The sequence below is a fragment of the Sulfurimonas aquatica genome (assembly GCF_017357825.1).
GTDB lineage: Bacteria > Campylobacterota > Campylobacteria > Campylobacterales > Sulfurimonadaceae > Sulfurimonas > Sulfurimonas aquatica.
In genome coordinates, this window is sequence record NZ_CP046072.1 from 1062712 (window position 1) to 1077731 (window position 15020).

Here is a 15020-nt window from a genome sequence, read left to right on the forward strand (position 1 = left end):
TTTTATTGCAATAACTCTATTTAATTATCATTTAGCTAGTATACGAAAAAATAAAAAGTTAGAAAATGAATAGTAAAATATATAAATCAAAAGATGGTGAAATAAGTTTAGAAAACTTAAGAAGACTCTACTCAGCGGTAGTTATAGATATGCAGGGTGAAGTGGCTGAGATGAGTTTAGAGTGGTTTGACCTTTATGGTGAAAAAGTAGAGCTACACCATTATGTGTTGGTATTTGATTACACTCTTCCTGGTGAAGACATTCGAGATAAAAAAGTTTTAGAGTTCGCTACAAAAGATGAACTTCTTGAGAGTATGGCAGAGGTAGCAGACTTATTTCAAAATTAATCTCACCCGATACTAAAAAAGTTTTCTCTCTAGCACTTCCTGCTGCACTTAAACACTTAGTTAACATACTCCAGATTCTTATCGATATGCTTATGGTAGGTACCATTAGTACAGCCGCACTTGCAGCCGTTGGAATGAGTATGCAGTTTATGATGATAATCAATGTACTCATGACTCTTTATGTCGTGGGCGGAAACGCTCTTATCTCGCGTTTTATAGGTCAAAGACGAAAACGCAGGGCTTCAGCGCTATTATATTCACTCACTATTTTTGCAATAATTTTATCTATTTTTATTAGTATAGGTGGGTATTTTTCTAGTGAAGCTATATATTCACTTATGGGTGCTCAAGCTGACGTGGTAGAGCAGGGAAAGATATATTTTGAAGTACTCTCTCTTGGAATAGTGGTGATATTTATAGATAACCTACTCTATAACGCACTCTCTGCAGCAGGAGATACAAAGAGTTCCCTTTATATAAAACTTCTCTCAGCGGCACTCAACGCCTTTTTAAACTATGTTTTGATTTTTGGTCATTTTGGTTTTGATGCTATGGGAATAGAGGGAGCCGCAATTGCTACAATACTTGCATATAGCTTTAATGTTATAGCCTATTATATACTTATTAAAAAGATGAATTCAAAACTAGATTTTTTACCTCTTATTCGTATGAAAGATATGAAGCGAGTTTGGAATATTGGCTGGAGTGCAGCCCTTGATAGAGGAATATCAAGTATGAGCTTTCTTGTTTTTGTCTCTATTATCACTGCATATGGTACGGCTGAACTTGCTGGATATCAAGTAGGTCTTCGTATCGAGGGCATCGCTTTTATGCCTGGATTTGGATTTTCTATTGCTGCGATGGCATTAGTTGGTCAAAATATAGGAGCACTCTCCTATGATAAAGCCTATAGAATGGGAATTATAAGTGGGAGAATGGCATATATATTTATGGGAAGTGTAGGCTTTATATTAGTCATTTATCCTGAGTTTCTTATAAGCTTTTTTACGAAAGATGCACTAACGATAGCCGTTGCTTCAAAGTATCTTATACTAGTTGGTTTAGCACAGATTCCTTTAGCGATTATGTTCGTCTACTCAGGTGCGTTAAGAGGGGCGGGGGCGACAAAAATAACCCTTATAGTCAACGTTTCGTCTCTTTGGATACTTCGCGTTATACCATCTTATATCGCTTATGAGTTAGGTTATGGGATTATTGCTATATTTATAATTATGAATATAGAAACCCTGATAAAGGGTCTTATATATTGGTATATTTATTCCAAAAAGAGTTGGCTGTATACTAAGGTTTAAAAGTTCTTGAAACCTTAGCGAAAATAGAAAAAGAGTCTATCTTCCTCCTTTTTTAGAACCTTTATACATATTTGCAGAACCAGAGCCCGAGCCATAGTTTGAACCTGAAGTAGATTGAGAAGCATTCTTGTTTTTATATCTTTTTTGCTCACCAGAACCTTGTCCATCTTGGCTCTTGCTTCTCTCTTGCATCTGTTTCATTTTAGCCTCATGCTCAGCATAACTATCTTCTGCAAAACAGCCAGCTATGATGAAAAGTGAGATTAGTAAAATTATTTTCATAATCTTGTCCTTTATATTTGAATAAAGGCATTATAACTAAGCAGAGTGTAGTATAAATGTAGTCTTAGTGAAGAATTTTACTAAGATTTAATATGATTATTTACAGTATCTGGAATAGTGTTGCCACTCGCTTGCATACTTAGCGCTTGAGGATATTTCCTATAGTGCACTCTTACTATCTCGGCAAGTTTCTCTTTTGTTCTCACATCCACGCTTCCATCTTCATCTATGGCATCTGCTAAAGCTTTAACAAGTTTGTCTTGAGGAGTTTCTACTTTAGAAGCCCATGATTGTAGGAGTTCTTTATTTACATGTGAAGGAAGTGAACCCATGATGCCTACGTCATTTTGATTATGGATGAGAAGACCAGACGTTGTTCCTCTATCAAGCGTGAGTACTTGAAAAAGATAGAGCGTATGGTAGTCGCGTTGCTTTTGCATATCTTCATTTGAGATGCTTTTTCTAGACTTAAGAGCGTTAGTTATTATGTCAATGTATATATCTATCACGCCCTCTCCAAACTGTTCGGCAAAATTATAATCATTTTGTTTACTGTCACTCTTATAGTTTTCTAGGTAAAAGTGAGAAACGCCACGATGGCGTTTAAGGGCTGGAATGTAAAAGTATTTATCACCTTGGGGAGCCGCCTCTTCAAACGTCTCTAAAGATAGCCTACTAAGTTCGGCGTCAAAAATGTTTTTATCATGTTGATTGTAGATACTTGGATTTAAGTCTGCCATTAAACGCCAATAAGCGCTTCCATCTCTAAGCTGGGTTAAACTAATATGTATATGAATAGAGGGTACATGAGGATTTTTAGGATGTATGATCGTTGATATCGCAGTAGCGCTTTTGAGGCTTTTCTCAGGCATCTCATCATAATGAACTTGAGAGACGTTTACGCTTGCGGTATTGAAAAGTTCTTCATCTCTTGCTTCAAATCTACTTCCACCACCATGTATGCCATTGTCTCTGAGCCAAGTTACTTCTTCAAACTCTTTGTTTGCGCCTAAATCTTTAGAGAGTTTATTGAGTTTTGTTACAAACCTATTTTGTAAACTTCTAACAAGTTTGTATGCTCCAAGGGCGTCATCAGAGTTTGACATAATCATATTCATTATATTTTACCTAGTATATTTTTTCTAATTCTAACATAATAGGGAGACTCTTTTGTAGAAGATTTAATCTTATTTATGAGATAATCAAACATATTTTAGAAGATAAGGCAGCAGGGTGTTTACAAAACTAATGTTACAAGTTGGAGAGAAGTCTTTGTCTTCTTTGTCATCCGTATATGAAGTTTTTCATTTTACTTTTATATGTTTTGCTCATATGCTAAATCCTAAAAGTTATAATCCTGCAATGCGAATGGTGCTAATAAAGCAGATATATTTTACCGCTGTTGGGATTATTCCACTTTTTACTACAATGGCGTTTATATTTGGTTCGGTCATTATTGGCGTTGTTATTTTACTTGCTACAAAGTACTCTCTTCAAGATCAAATAGGTTCCATTATCATTACCTTTGTTATAGATGAGTTTTCTCCATTTTTTACAGCGCTTTTAATCTCGCTGCGTTCAGGCGCTGCGGTCAATACGGAAATAGCGGTAATGAGCGTAAACAGAGAACTAGATACTTTAAAAGCTTATAAGATAGACCTCATAGATTATCTTTTCTTGCCTCGTATCATCAGTGGAATAATCAGCGTTACGTCACTCTCCATACTTTTTGCCGTTATTATGCTCACTAGTGGTTATATCTTTACATTTTTTTATATGAGCATGGACTTTCTCGCATATAAATACCTTCTTATAAACGCCATTGAAGTAAAAGATATTTTAGTCTTACTCATTAAGGGAGTCTCTTATGGTTTAGTTGTTATGTTAATACCTATATACAGTGGATTTCACACACAGGGAAGTTACACTAATATACCTATATCAGTCTTAAATGGCATGGTCAAGCTTTTTATTGCTATATTTTTTATCGAGGTGGCATCATTACTAATTCAATCACTTTAAGACTCTTCGCAAATAAAGAAAATATACGAGAGTATATAGATTCACAAGAAGACTATTCTCTTATTTCAAGTAAACTACCACTTATTTACAATCTTGATATTGTAGAAAATATTGCACTTATAAAAGAGGTGCATGAGCATATGGACACTCCAGTAGCTCAAGGCATAGCTAGAGAGTATTTAGATAAAATTGGTATATCGCATATATCTTTGTATCGCGCGCCTAGTTGTTCATCATTAGAGATATTTTACACTATGTTTATTCGAGCTATAATGACAAAAGAAAAAAAAATATTGATTGAAAGGCCTCATAAAATGATAGATAATCTCCAAGAGATAAATACTATTTTAAAAATGCTAGAGTCGATTAATGATGATAAAGAGATTGTAATATTAGACACTTATGACAATGAATTTTACTATGAAGGATGCATATGCAATATAATAAGATAAAGTTTGCCGTTGGCGTTTTTGTAACCATACTCCTTATAGTTATGGTTAGCTCTTTTTATTTTGTTTTAAATGAGAAGGGTTTTTTTGATAAACGCTATAACTTTTCTTTTAATATAAAGAGCGCAAAATCTTTTAGCGTTGGTATGCCTTTGGAGTTTTCAGGCTTTAATATAGGTGTAGTTGATGATATATCTCTTAATGATAACGCGACTGTTGAGATAGTTTTTTCAGTAGATGAGCAAAATCGAAAATGGTTAAGAGAAGGAAGTTATCTTCGAATTGTAAAACCCCTCATAGGCTCACCCTATATAGAAGTAAATTCTGACCTTAGTAGAGATATTTTAGCGGAAGACTCTCGTCTAGAGATTATCCAAAGTGACGATATTAACGATATGATCTCAAAGCTTGACCCTATGGTTAAAAAAATAATTACTATTATAGATAGTATAGAGACAATTACGTCAAGTTTAGCGAGTGGGGACTCTGACTTGATGAAGACCTTTGCCAATTTGAACAAGTTTAGTGAAAAACTCTCAAAGAGTGACTCACTCCTTACAAGTGTAACGGGGGATGAAAAATCTACAAAAGCTTTGATTGACGCACTCAACGAGCTTAATCAAAGTATGAAAAATATTAAAAATATCACTAATGATGTTAGTAAAATAAGCACTAGTTTCGATGAAAAGGTAATCGAACCCGCTTCACAATCAACAAATAATTTAAATGAGATTATGCTTGATATTCGAGAAAAGTTAAAGGTTATCGATGCAACTGTACACTCTGTTGGCGGCTATGATGAGGATTTAGTTGAGGTTAAAGAGCAGATATCTGTGGCCATAGAAAAATCAAATCAGCTTATGGACAAGGTTGACTCTCTTATGCAAGACTCTCAAACCAAAGAGGTGCAACTACCATGATAAAAGTAGCTTCTTTAATCTTTATAATCACTCTTTTTAGCGCATGCTCCTTTAAAAAACCAAAAAATGAGTGGCAACATAGTAGTACAAACTCTTTTAGCGTTTATAGTGAAAACTTTTTAAAAGATAATAATCTAATCGCGCAAAACAGTCTTAAACGCTCAATCTCTTATGCAAAAAAGAGTGCTGATTTAGAGACACTCTCCAAAATATATCTAGGGGAGTGTGCTCTAAAAATCTCCGTTGGTTTAGAAGATAAGTGTCAAAAATATTTAAATATAAAAAGTTTAGTAAAGAGTGTGGAGTTAGACGCTTATTATAATTTTCTCTCTTTAAATGTAAAAGAAGAAGAGATTAGATTGCTTCCTGAGCAATACAAAGAGTTTGCAGAATATGTAGTGAAAAATGATTTTAATAAAGCTAGTGAAGCGATACTTGAGATAGAAAAAATTAGTTCTAAACTCATAGCAGCAGCACTTATAAAAGACAAACTGACTAACGTTGTGAGAGAAAAAGTACTTTATGAAGCATCGTTTTATGGTTATAAAAAAGCGGTTTTGTTCTGGCTTGAAGAACTTAAGAGATATACCACAGATACAGATGAGATTTTAAAAATAGAAAAAAAGTTAAATATTTTAAGGACAAAAGAGTAAATGACAAATAAAGAGTATATAAACGCCATTGAGAAACTAAATCTCTATTCAGTTCACTATTATGTATTGGATGACCCAATTACAACTGATGAGGTATATGATAAACTTTATCATGAAGTTTTAGAGTATGAAGAGAAAAATCCAAATGAGCTTCTTGCTTCTTCACCTACGCAAAGAGTAGGAGATGTAATCTCAACTGGCTTTGAAAAAGCAAGTCACCTCTCTCGTATGTGGTCACTCGAGGATATATTTGACAATGAGGGACTTCAAAAGTGGCTAACTAAGACATATAAATTAGATTCAAATATAACATTTTACTGTGAGCCAAAATTTGATGGAGCGAGTCTTAACCTCATATATGAAAATGGTGTTTTGATTCAAGGAATTACTCGTGGGGATGGAGAGGTCGGTGAGCTCATCACTCAAAATGTAAAGACGATAAAGTCTATACCTCTTACTATAGCACATAAATCACGTATAGAGATCCGTGGTGAAATAGTTATCTTTAAAGATGAATTTGAAAAAATTAACGAGTCGCGTTTAAAAGCTGGTGAAGCTCTCTTTGCAAATCCTAGAAACGCAGCTGCGGGAAGTCTTCGACAACTTGATTCTAGTATTACAGCAGCAAGAAATTTAGTCTTTTTGCCTTATAGTGTAGGAGAAAATACTTTAGAATATAAATTATTACATGATATTATGGATTATATATATTCACTTGGATTTAGAAAGCCGCCAAAGAGAGAAGTTTGTAAGGATATGCAAGAGATAGAGTCTATCTATAAGCAGATGGTAGATGAGCGTGACTCCTATCCTATGATGCTTGATGGGATGGTAGTAAAAGTAGATGAAATCGCTTCACAGATAGATATGGGTTATACTGTGAAAGTCCCGCGTTTCTCAGTTGCTTATAAGTTTCCTGCAGTGGAGAAGATTACTAGAGTAAAAAAGATAGTGCTTCAAGTAGGAAGAACAGGTGCTGTAACACCAGTGGCCCAAGTTGAGCCTACAGATATTGATGGCGTTATAGTTGAGCGAGCCACGCTTCATAATTTTGATGAGATAGATAGAAAAGACATTCGCATAAATGACAAGGTTATTATTTTAAGAAGTGGCGACGTTATCCCTAAAATAGTAAAAGTTTTGACGCATGAACGCAGTGGTAACGAAGAGGTATATAAAAGACCAACTGAGTGTCCAGTATGCAATAGTGAGCTTCTTGACGAAGGTGTTCTTTTAAAGTGTCAAAACTTAGAATGCGAGGCTAGGGTTGTAAACTCAATTATCTATTTTGCTTCAAAGCCATGTTTAAACATAGATGGCTTAGGCATAAAAATAGTCGAAGCTCTTTTTACATCTGGACTTGTAAAGAGTGTAGTAGACCTTTTTGATTTAAGTTTAGAAAAACTTTTAGAACTCGAAGGCTTTAAAGAGAAAAAATCACAAAACTTATTAGATGCTATCCAAAATGCTAAAGGTTGTGAGTATTGGCGTTTTATAAATGCATTGGGTATAGAGCATATTGGCGAGGTGGCGTCAAAAACTCTCTCTGAGAATTTTGGATTTGACTTTATAAATGCGACAAAAGAGCAGATAGTGGAATGTGAAGGGATTGGTGAAGAGATGGCTGAATCACTTCTAGAGTTTATAAGAGTAAATATAGAAACTATTTTAAAATTACAAGACCTGCTTGAGCCAAAAGAGCCTATAAAAAGAGAAGAAGCAAAAGAGAACCCATTCAAAGATAAGATAGTTGTGCTCACTGGAACCATGAGTAAGTCCCGTGGAGAAATAAAAGAGGGCTTAGAGTCCCTTGGTGCTAAGGTCTCTAGTTCTGTATCTAAAAAAACAGATTTTTTGATATATGGTGAAGATGCAGGTAGCAAATATGATAAAGCATTAAATTTAGGTGTTAAGTGCCTCAATGAAGAAGATATGAATAATTTATTTTAACTTAAAAATAAAATCTATATTAGAATCTTTACAAAACTCACTATTACTTCACTTCTTAGTGTTAAAATACTGGAATTAAATAACTAAGGGCTTATTTTATGATAAAAATTATATTGAGTATATGGGTGCTAACATCTGCACTTTTAGCTGTAGAGTGTGGTAATAGTTACGATAGAAATGGCTGTGATGAGGTTTCATTTGGACTTGGATCAGATATGGCAATACAGCAGTATCAAGTGATATATGATGATGATCAAGATGGCGTTAGAGAGAGTATAGACAGATGTTTAGATACTCCACTCAAAGCAAAGGTTGATAAATATGGTTGTCATAAAGTTGAAGAACCTAAGGTAGAAGTTGTTGAAGAGGTAGTTGAAGAGGAGATTCTTGAAGAAGTAGCTGAAACTCAAGATGTTCAAGTTGTTACTTTAGAGGTCTATTTTAAAACGGCAAAGTATGACATCTTAAAAGAGTATCACGGTGAGGTTGAAGAGTTTGCAGAGTTCTTGATGGAAAATCCTGATTTTAAAGCAAGAATTGTAGGTCATACTGACTCAAGATCTAAATATACAAACAACATGGAACTCTCTAAAAATAGAGCAAATGCAGTAAAAGATGCATTGATTGCACTTGGTGTAGAGGCATCAAGACTTAGTTCTGATGGTGTCGGTCCAAATGAGCCAGTTGCAACAAACTCAACTGCATCAGGGCGTGCACAAAACCGTCGTATAGAAGTTACACTTACAAGAGATGGAGAATAAAAATGATTAAAAAAATTATACTTTCATGTGTAGCAACACTATCATTACTTCAAGCACAAACTCTGCGCCAGAGTGTCGAGGTTGTTTTAGATACAAACCCTATTGTTTTAGAGCGTTTATCTAACTTTAGAGAAACATCTAAGGACTTAAGCATTGCTCGTGCGGAGTACTTGCCAACTCTAGACTTAGTTTCAAGTCTAGGTTATGAAGCTACAGATAACGAAAATTCTAATATATTGGCTAAAGATACTTCACTTACATATTATGAGAACTCTTTAACGCTTATGCTTAACCTTTTTGATGGATTTAGCACAAACCGTAAGGTTGATTATCAAAAGGCAAGAATTGTAGCAGCTGCTTATAACTTTATAGAAAAGGCAAATGACACGGCGTTTGAGACTACAAGACGTTATATCGAAGTTATAAAGCAACGTGAACTTTTAGGTACTGCAAAAGAGAATGTATCTATAAATGAAGAGATTTTCGCAAAAGTAAAAGAGTTATATAACGCAGGTCTTACAACAAAGTCTGAAATGAGAAAAATAGAATCATCACTATTCCTTGCTCGCTCGAACCTAGTTGTTCAAGAGAACAATACTATTGATGCCGTATTTAATTTTAAAAAGAACTATGGTGAGAGAATAGATTTAGACACTTTAGAGATTCCTAGTTTTAATGTACTTTTACCTAAAACTTTGAATGAAGCAACTGCATACGCTGTTCGTAATAATCCATCTATTATGGTAAGTCAGTATAACATTAAATCATCTCAGCACTTAAAAAGACAAAAAGAGAAAAATTATTACCCAAAAATTGATGCGATGGTACAACAAAACCTTGATAAAAATACATATGGTTTAGAAGATGAGAGAAATAGATTCCGTGCAGGCTTAGTGTTAACTTATAATCTCTATCGTGGTGGAGCGGACGCAGATACAGTTTCAAAAGCTGTAAGTACTATTTATAGAGATGTCCAAACAAAAAATGAGTTACAACGCCAGATCATTGAAGGGCTTGAGCTTTCATGGTCAGCATATACTATGATAGAAAAACAACTTATTGAACTCCTCAGATATAGAGACTTTAGTATTGAAACACTAGATCTTTATAAAGAGGAGTATGATATAGGAAGACGTACACTTCTTGACCTGCTATCAGCTCAAAATGACCTAATAAATGCAAAGTCTCAAATCATTAGAGCAAACTACGATAGCCTTTTTGCTAAGTACCGTATTTTAGACTCTATGGGACTACTTGTAGCTGGAATCATGGGTAATGACTACAAGTACATGGAGAGAGTTGGAATAGTTGGCGTTGACGCAGTTGAGAATGAAGATACTCTTCCTGTAAATTATGATAATGACAAAGATAATATTCCTATGTTAACTGACATGTGTCAAGCATCTGCTGTTGATAGTGATGTCTTATCAAATGGTTGTGTAAACAGATCGAGTAATTTTTCAAAAGTAAAACATTTTGGTCTTATCCAATTTGATAGAGATGAAAATAATGTCAGCTCAATCGATGCTCTAAATAGTGTAATAAGTCAACTAATAGAAAATAATGAAAACCTCTCTAGAGTATTAGTAATGGCACATGCATCTAGTACAAGTGATAGAAAGAACGATTTAAATGCTTCAAAATCTTATGCAAACATGGTAAAAAATAGTATAGTTGATGCTGGTATAGATGATAAACTTATAAAAGTTGTCTCAGATGGTAGTAACGCTCCAATCTCTAGTGATGAATCACTTAATGATAGAGTCAACATTATAATGTACTTAAAGCAGTAGAACTAAGTTTTACATAGGAGTTTCATATCGAAGCTAACATTAATAGAGAGTCTCTTATAGAGACTCTAAGTCTTTATACAAAAGTTTATCATAAACATTTTAGCGTTGAATCGCTTAGTGCTGGACTCCCAAAGGAGTTAGGAAAAAGTGATTTAGAACTTTTTAGCGTAAAAGATTCAAAATCCCTCTTTACTCGTGCTTCACTAAACGCTGGATTAAAATCAAAACTTATAGAAATAGATTTGCATAACATATCTACTCTTCAGCTGCCTATGATACTGCTACTCTCATCAAAAGAGTCTTGCATCATAGATTCTTTGAGTGAGGATAAGAGCAGAGCAAAGATAATAACATCAGACAATCAAGACATACTAGAACAATGGGTTAATTTAGATGAGTTAAACAAGAATTACCTTGGCTTTTCATATATGATTAAAAAAATCTATAAGTATGAGAATGAGCAAACAAATACACTGAAAATAGACCAAAAACACTGGTTTTTCTCAACCATAAAACTTTCTAAAAACATATATAAGGACGTATTTTTAGCATCTATACTTATAAATCTTTTTATACTAGCAACGCCACTTTTTACTATGAGTGTTTATGATAGAGTAATACCAAATAACTCAATAGAAACGCTTACTGTCTTTGCGGTTGGCGTTTTAGTAGTTTATATAATCGACTTTATATCAAAATATATACGTTCGACCCTTCTTGAAGTAGCTGCGAAAAAGAGTGACGTCATCATCTCTTCAATAATTTTTGAAAAAGTTATGGATATAAAAATGAGTAGTTTTCCCTCTTCGGTTGGTTCGTTTGCAAACAATCTCAAAGACTTTGATACCCTAAGATCTTTTTTTACTAACTCTACTCTGACGGCACTAATTGATTTTCCTTTTGCGATTCTCTTTTTAAGCGTTATATATTACATTGGTGGCAATATTGTTATCGTTCCTCTTACAACCATAGTTATACTTCTTATTTTCGCACTTCTTATTAAAGGGCCAATTCAAAAGTATATAGAAGAACTCCATCAAGTCTCTGCACAAAAGAGCTCTATCATTGTAGAATCACTTCAAAACATAGAAACGCTAAAAACTTTAGGAATGTCTTCTCATATGCAGTGGTCTTGGGAAGAGACAGTGGGACAATCTGCTTCTATCGGTCTTAAGTCACGTATTTTATCATCACTCATTCCAAACGTAACAAGTTTTTTTATGCAGTTAAACAGTGTACTTGTAGTTGTTTACGGCGTTTTTCTTATAAAAGACTTTGAACTTACTATGGGTGGACTAATCGCCGTAGTTATTTTGACTTCTCGTGTTTTAGCTCCTATGGGACAGGCAACTGGGCTTATCACAAACTATGAAGATGCGAAAACTTCTTATAAAATCATAGATGATATTATCAACCTTCCAAGTGAAAGAGCGGAAGCTTCTAAGTATGTGGAGTATCCAAGTTTTGAAGGTGATATAGAGTTTAAAAATGTAAGTTTTGCTTATCCTGGAACTGACGTTTTAGTCTTAAACGACGTCTCATTTTCCATTAAAAGTGGAGAGAGAGTAGGGATAATTGGCAGGATTGGTTCTGGAAAAAGCACTATAGAAAAGTTAATACTACGTTTGTATGAGCCAACGGAGGGAACAATTCTACTCGATGGAATAGACATCAACCAAATTAACCCTGCAGATTTGCGTCGAAATATTGGCTACGTCTCTCAAGAGATACAGCTCTTTAAAGGGACGCTTAGAGATAACATCATCTATAGAGCTTCGTATGCAAGTGATGAAGAGCTAAAACGCTCTAGCAAAATCAGTGGAGTTGAAGAGTTTGTTAAAAGACATCCTCTTGGATTTGATATGCCAATTGGTGAGAGAGGAACGGGAATCTCTGGTGGTCAAAAACAAGCCATTGGAATAGCAAGGTCTTTTCTTTACAATGTATCCATAATGCTTTTTGACGAGCCTTCAAACGCCATGGACCAACTTACAGAGAATAACCTAATAAACTCTTTTAAAAAGAACCTTAGAGGTAAAACGGCACTTGTGGTAACTCAAAAAATGAGTATGCTTGAAGTTGTTGAGAGAGTTATAGTGATGAGTGAGGGAAGAGTCTATCTAGATGGAAAAAAAGCAGACGTAATTAAAGCTCTTCAAGGTGGAAAAAGTGCATAAAAATAGATTACACTCTGAAGATTATGAATATATAAACTCACTCTCACAGGCAGTTTTACAAAAGTCTCCTTTTAATCTTCGCATAGTTCTATATCTTTGGACATTAGTTGTTGTAGTCTTTTTACTCTGGGCTAACTTGGCAAAGATAGATGAGCTTGTTCGTGCGGATGGAGAGATAGTTCCCGGTGGAGATAATCAACTCATTCAAAATCTTGAGGGCGGAATAATTGAAGAGATATTAGTTTCAGAAGCTCAAATGGTAAAAAAAGGGGATGTCTTAGTTAAGATTGACAATAGAAAGTCAACATCTACCTATGCATCAAGCAGATTAAAGTCTCAAGAACTCCAAGCACAGATATTTCGTCTTAAAGCAGAAGCTACAGGTTCTGATTTAGAAGTTGATAAGAAGTTTAGAAAAAAATACCCAGAGCTTTATAAACGCGAAAAGAAACTCTACAGTATAAATAAAAGTTACATTGACTCTCAGAGTAATATTCTTAAACAACAGAAGTACCAAACAGAGAGTGAATTAAGAGAGTCTCGTACAAGAGTAAAAGATTTAAAGCGTAGTTTAGCGCTTATTAAAGAAGAGATAGTCATAAATGAGCCTATGGTTGAAAAGGGCATAAAGTCTAAAATAGACTTCTTAAAACTTCAACGCGAAGAGAATGACATACGTGAACGCTATAACTCAGCAAGAGAGTTAATCCCGCGTTTAAAATCTTCTCTTAGAGAGATAGAAGAAAAAAAGTCAGAGATTAAGCAACGTTTTATGAGTGAGGCGCAAGAGAAGTTAAATGAACTTACTTCAGAGCTTTTAAGGATAGAAAATAAATCTGACGCCCTGCAAGATCAGGTAAAAAGAACCGTGGTTATCTCTCCTGTAAATGGGCATGTGCAAAAACTATTTGTGCACACTCTTGGTGGCGTTATAAAGCCAGGAGACGACATAGTTGAGATAGTTCCCTCGGATGCCGCTCTTTGGGTAGAAGTAAATGTTAAACCGGCAGACATCGCATTTATATATCCATCGCAAGAGGCAATGGTAAAGATAAGCGCTTATGATTTTGCAATCTTTGGTGCGCTAAAAGGCGAGGTAGTAAGCATAAGCGCAGACACTATTATGGATTCAAAAGAAAATAGATTTTATAAAGTCAAAATTAAAACACAGGTGAGTCAGTTCTCTAAAGAGAGAAAAATAATTCTTATGCCTGGTATGACTGTAAACGCAGATATCATTACTGGCAAAAAAACCGTAATGGATTATATTTTAAAGCCAATACTTAAGACTAAGCAGTATATGTTTAGCGAGCGATAAGTATGAGTATATATCTTTTAAGTGATAAGAAAAACTATCTTGAGTACTGGAGTACTCATATAGCTGATGCTAAGGTTATAACCCTTAACAGTCTGGCTAATTTAAAAGTTTCAGACATCTTAATAGTTGATAGCTTTTTATATGATGAAAATTTAAAGATAGCAGCAAAAACAGTAGTCTTAGATAATGAACCAAATTTTGAGAAGTGTATCTATCTCTTACAACATGGTGTAAAAGCTTACGGCAATGTTTATATGCATCAAACACATATTCTCTCGGCACTTGAGAGCGTGAAAAATTCAAAAGTATGGATGTATCCAGATTTTATTGGTGGTATGATAGGACTTTCAAATAAAGATGTTAAAGATTTGTCAGAGGAGAAGTTAAGCGTTTTGACTAAACGCGAGTATGAAATTACTCAGTTGATACTTGATGGTTTAACAAATAAAGAGATAGCGATAAAACTAACTATCTCTACAAATACAATTAAAGTCCATACAAAACACATCTATGAAAAACTAGATGTAAATGATAGACTCTCCTTGTACTCGCTTTTACGATAGAAGAGTTTTGACTACCTCGTTGATGCGTTTGCCATCAGCTTTTCCTCCAAGTGTTTTACTCGCACTTCCCATTACTTTTCCCATATCTTTCATAGTCGTAGCACCAACTTTAGAGATTATCTCTTTTAGGGCAGCTGTAAGTTCATCATCACTTAATTGCGCTGGCAAGTAAGGCTGATAAAACGCTATCTCGTCAAGCTCTATTTTCATTAAGTCTTCACGTCCAGCATCTTTGTACTGACTTGCTGCATCATCACGGCGTTTAACTTGGGATTGGATAATTTTTATAATATCATCATCACTTAACTCTTTTCTCTCATCTACTTCTATCTGTTTAAAAGCACTAGTAAGTAAACGCAGAGCATCTCTTTTTGTTGTCTCTTTTGCTTTCATAGCGCTTTTTACATCTTCGTTGATTCTTTCTCTTAATGTCATATTTATGGGCCTTTTCTTGGAACTAAAATTGCTATAA

The 15020-nt window shown here is 34.6% G+C and carries 15 protein-coding genes; 12 read left to right on the plus strand and 3 right to left on the minus strand.

The window, feature by feature from the left end; genetic code table 11:
* The first annotated feature begins 65 nt into the window (after positions 1 to 65).
* On the plus strand, positions 66 to 347 hold the full coding sequence (locus GJV85_RS05125) for a hypothetical protein (protein ID WP_207562795.1): 282 nt from the start codon (positions 66 to 68) through the stop codon (positions 345 to 347).
* Positions 347 to 1660: an MATE family efflux transporter gene (locus GJV85_RS05130; RefSeq protein WP_207563137.1), complete on the plus strand. Its 1314-nt coding sequence runs from the start codon at positions 347 to 349 to the stop codon at positions 1658 to 1660. Before GJV85_RS05125 ends, GJV85_RS05130 begins: the two co-directional genes overlap by 1 nt.
* A gap of 36 nt (positions 1661 to 1696) precedes the next feature.
* Here GJV85_RS05130 and GJV85_RS05135 read toward each other — a convergent pair whose 3' ends face one another.
* Both GJV85_RS05135 and GJV85_RS05140 read right to left on the minus strand, forming a co-directional pair.
* Complete coding sequence (locus tag GJV85_RS05135; protein ID WP_207562796.1) at positions 1697 to 1942, minus strand: hypothetical protein; 246 nt, start codon at positions 1940 to 1942, stop codon at positions 1697 to 1699.
* An 80-nt stretch (positions 1943 to 2022) separates the two neighbouring features.
* Positions 2023 to 3060, minus strand: a complete 1038-nt coding sequence (locus tag GJV85_RS05140; RefSeq protein ID WP_207562797.1) for a coproporphyrinogen III oxidase — start codon at positions 3058 to 3060, stop codon at positions 2023 to 2025.
* A 115-nt stretch (positions 3061 to 3175) separates the two neighbouring features.
* Between GJV85_RS05140 and GJV85_RS05145 the strand changes: the two genes are divergently transcribed.
* The 10 genes from GJV85_RS05145 to GJV85_RS05190 all read left to right on the plus strand — a co-directional run bounded on the left by GJV85_RS05145 (position 3176) and on the right by GJV85_RS05190 (position 14548).
* The gene (locus GJV85_RS05145) at positions 3176 to 3964 is read left to right on the plus strand and encodes an MlaE family ABC transporter permease (RefSeq protein WP_242689841.1); all 789 of its coding nucleotides are present in this window, start codon (positions 3176 to 3178) and stop codon (positions 3962 to 3964) included.
* A gap of 140 nt (positions 3965 to 4104) precedes the next feature.
* Positions 4105 to 4416 carry a hypothetical protein gene (locus tag GJV85_RS05150; protein WP_207562798.1) on the plus strand — a complete coding sequence of 104 codons (312 nt, stop codon included), beginning with the start codon at positions 4105 to 4107 and terminating at the stop codon, positions 4414 to 4416.
* On the plus strand, positions 4398 to 5333 hold the full coding sequence (locus tag GJV85_RS05155) for an MlaD family protein (RefSeq protein ID WP_207562799.1): 936 nt from the start codon (positions 4398 to 4400) through the stop codon (positions 5331 to 5333). The genes GJV85_RS05150 and GJV85_RS05155 overlap by 19 nt, the downstream gene beginning before the upstream one ends.
* Positions 5330 to 5986 carry a hypothetical protein gene (locus tag GJV85_RS05160; protein WP_207562800.1) on the plus strand — a complete coding sequence of 219 codons (657 nt, stop codon included), beginning with the start codon at positions 5330 to 5332 and terminating at the stop codon, positions 5984 to 5986. Before GJV85_RS05155 ends, GJV85_RS05160 begins: the two co-directional genes overlap by 4 nt.
* Positions 5987 to 7936, plus strand: coding sequence for an NAD-dependent DNA ligase LigA (ligA, locus tag GJV85_RS05165; protein ID WP_207562801.1), 1950 nt, complete (start codon positions 5987 to 5989; stop codon positions 7934 to 7936).
* 98 nt (positions 7937 to 8034) lie between these two features.
* Positions 8035 to 8697 carry an OmpA family protein gene (locus GJV85_RS05170; RefSeq protein WP_207562802.1) on the plus strand — a complete coding sequence of 221 codons (663 nt, stop codon included), beginning with the start codon at positions 8035 to 8037 and terminating at the stop codon, positions 8695 to 8697.
* Positions 8698 to 8699: 2 nt separating this feature from the next.
* Entirely contained in the window at positions 8700 to 10490 is a 1791-nt protein-coding gene (locus tag GJV85_RS05175) for a TolC family outer membrane protein (RefSeq protein WP_207562803.1), read from the plus strand.
* Between the two features lie 56 nt (positions 10491 to 10546).
* Positions 10547 to 12667 carry a type I secretion system permease/ATPase gene (locus GJV85_RS05180; protein WP_347402371.1) on the plus strand — a complete coding sequence of 707 codons (2121 nt, stop codon included), beginning with the start codon at positions 10547 to 10549 and terminating at the stop codon, positions 12665 to 12667.
* Complete coding sequence (locus GJV85_RS05185) at positions 12660 to 13985, plus strand: HlyD family type I secretion periplasmic adaptor subunit (protein WP_242689842.1); 1326 nt, start codon at positions 12660 to 12662, stop codon at positions 13983 to 13985. The genes GJV85_RS05180 and GJV85_RS05185 overlap by 8 nt, the downstream gene beginning before the upstream one ends.
* Positions 13986 to 13987: 2 nt before the next feature.
* Entirely contained in the window at positions 13988 to 14548 is a 561-nt protein-coding gene (locus GJV85_RS05190; RefSeq protein WP_207562805.1) for a response regulator transcription factor, read from the plus strand.
* Here the strand turns inward: GJV85_RS05190 and GJV85_RS05195 are convergent.
* Positions 14540 to 14983: a GatB/YqeY domain-containing protein gene (locus GJV85_RS05195; RefSeq protein WP_207562806.1), complete on the minus strand. Its 444-nt coding sequence runs from the start codon at positions 14981 to 14983 to the stop codon at positions 14540 to 14542. The two genes, GJV85_RS05190 and GJV85_RS05195, sit on opposite strands and share 9 nt — an antisense overlap.
* Between the last annotated feature and the right edge of the window lie 37 nt (positions 14984 to 15020).

Excerpts from the sequence above, each read along its gene's own strand:
- GJV85_RS05155 (WP_207562799.1), top strand. The coding sequence starts at position 4,398 with ATGCAATATAATAAGATAAAGTTTGCCGTTGGCGTTTTTGTAACCATA.
- GJV85_RS05175 (WP_207562803.1), top strand. The coding sequence starts at position 8,700 with ATGATTAAAAAAATTATACTTTCATGTGTAGCAACACTATCATTACTT.
- GJV85_RS05150 (WP_207562798.1), top strand. The coding sequence starts at position 4,105 with ATGGACACTCCAGTAGCTCAAGGCATAGCTAGAGAGTATTTAGATAAA.
- GJV85_RS05190 (WP_207562805.1), top strand. The coding sequence starts at position 13,988 with ATGAGTATATATCTTTTAAGTGATAAGAAAAACTATCTTGAGTACTGG.
- GJV85_RS05125 (WP_207562795.1), top strand. The coding sequence starts at position 66 with ATGAATAGTAAAATATATAAATCAAAAGATGGTGAAATAAGTTTAGAA.
- GJV85_RS05160 (WP_207562800.1), top strand. The coding sequence starts at position 5,330 with ATGATAAAAGTAGCTTCTTTAATCTTTATAATCACTCTTTTTAGCGCA.
- GJV85_RS05195 (WP_207562806.1), bottom strand. The coding sequence starts at position 14,983 with ATGACATTAAGAGAAAGAATCAACGAAGATGTAAAAAGCGCTATGAAA.
- GJV85_RS05170 (WP_207562802.1), top strand. The coding sequence starts at position 8,035 with ATGATAAAAATTATATTGAGTATATGGGTGCTAACATCTGCACTTTTA.
- GJV85_RS05135 (WP_207562796.1), bottom strand. The coding sequence starts at position 1,942 with ATGAAAATAATTTTACTAATCTCACTTTTCATCATAGCTGGCTGTTTT.
- ligA (WP_207562801.1), top strand. The coding sequence starts at position 5,987 with ATGACAAATAAAGAGTATATAAACGCCATTGAGAAACTAAATCTCTAT.
- GJV85_RS05140 (WP_207562797.1), bottom strand. The coding sequence starts at position 3,060 with ATGAATATGATTATGTCAAACTCTGATGACGCCCTTGGAGCATACAAA.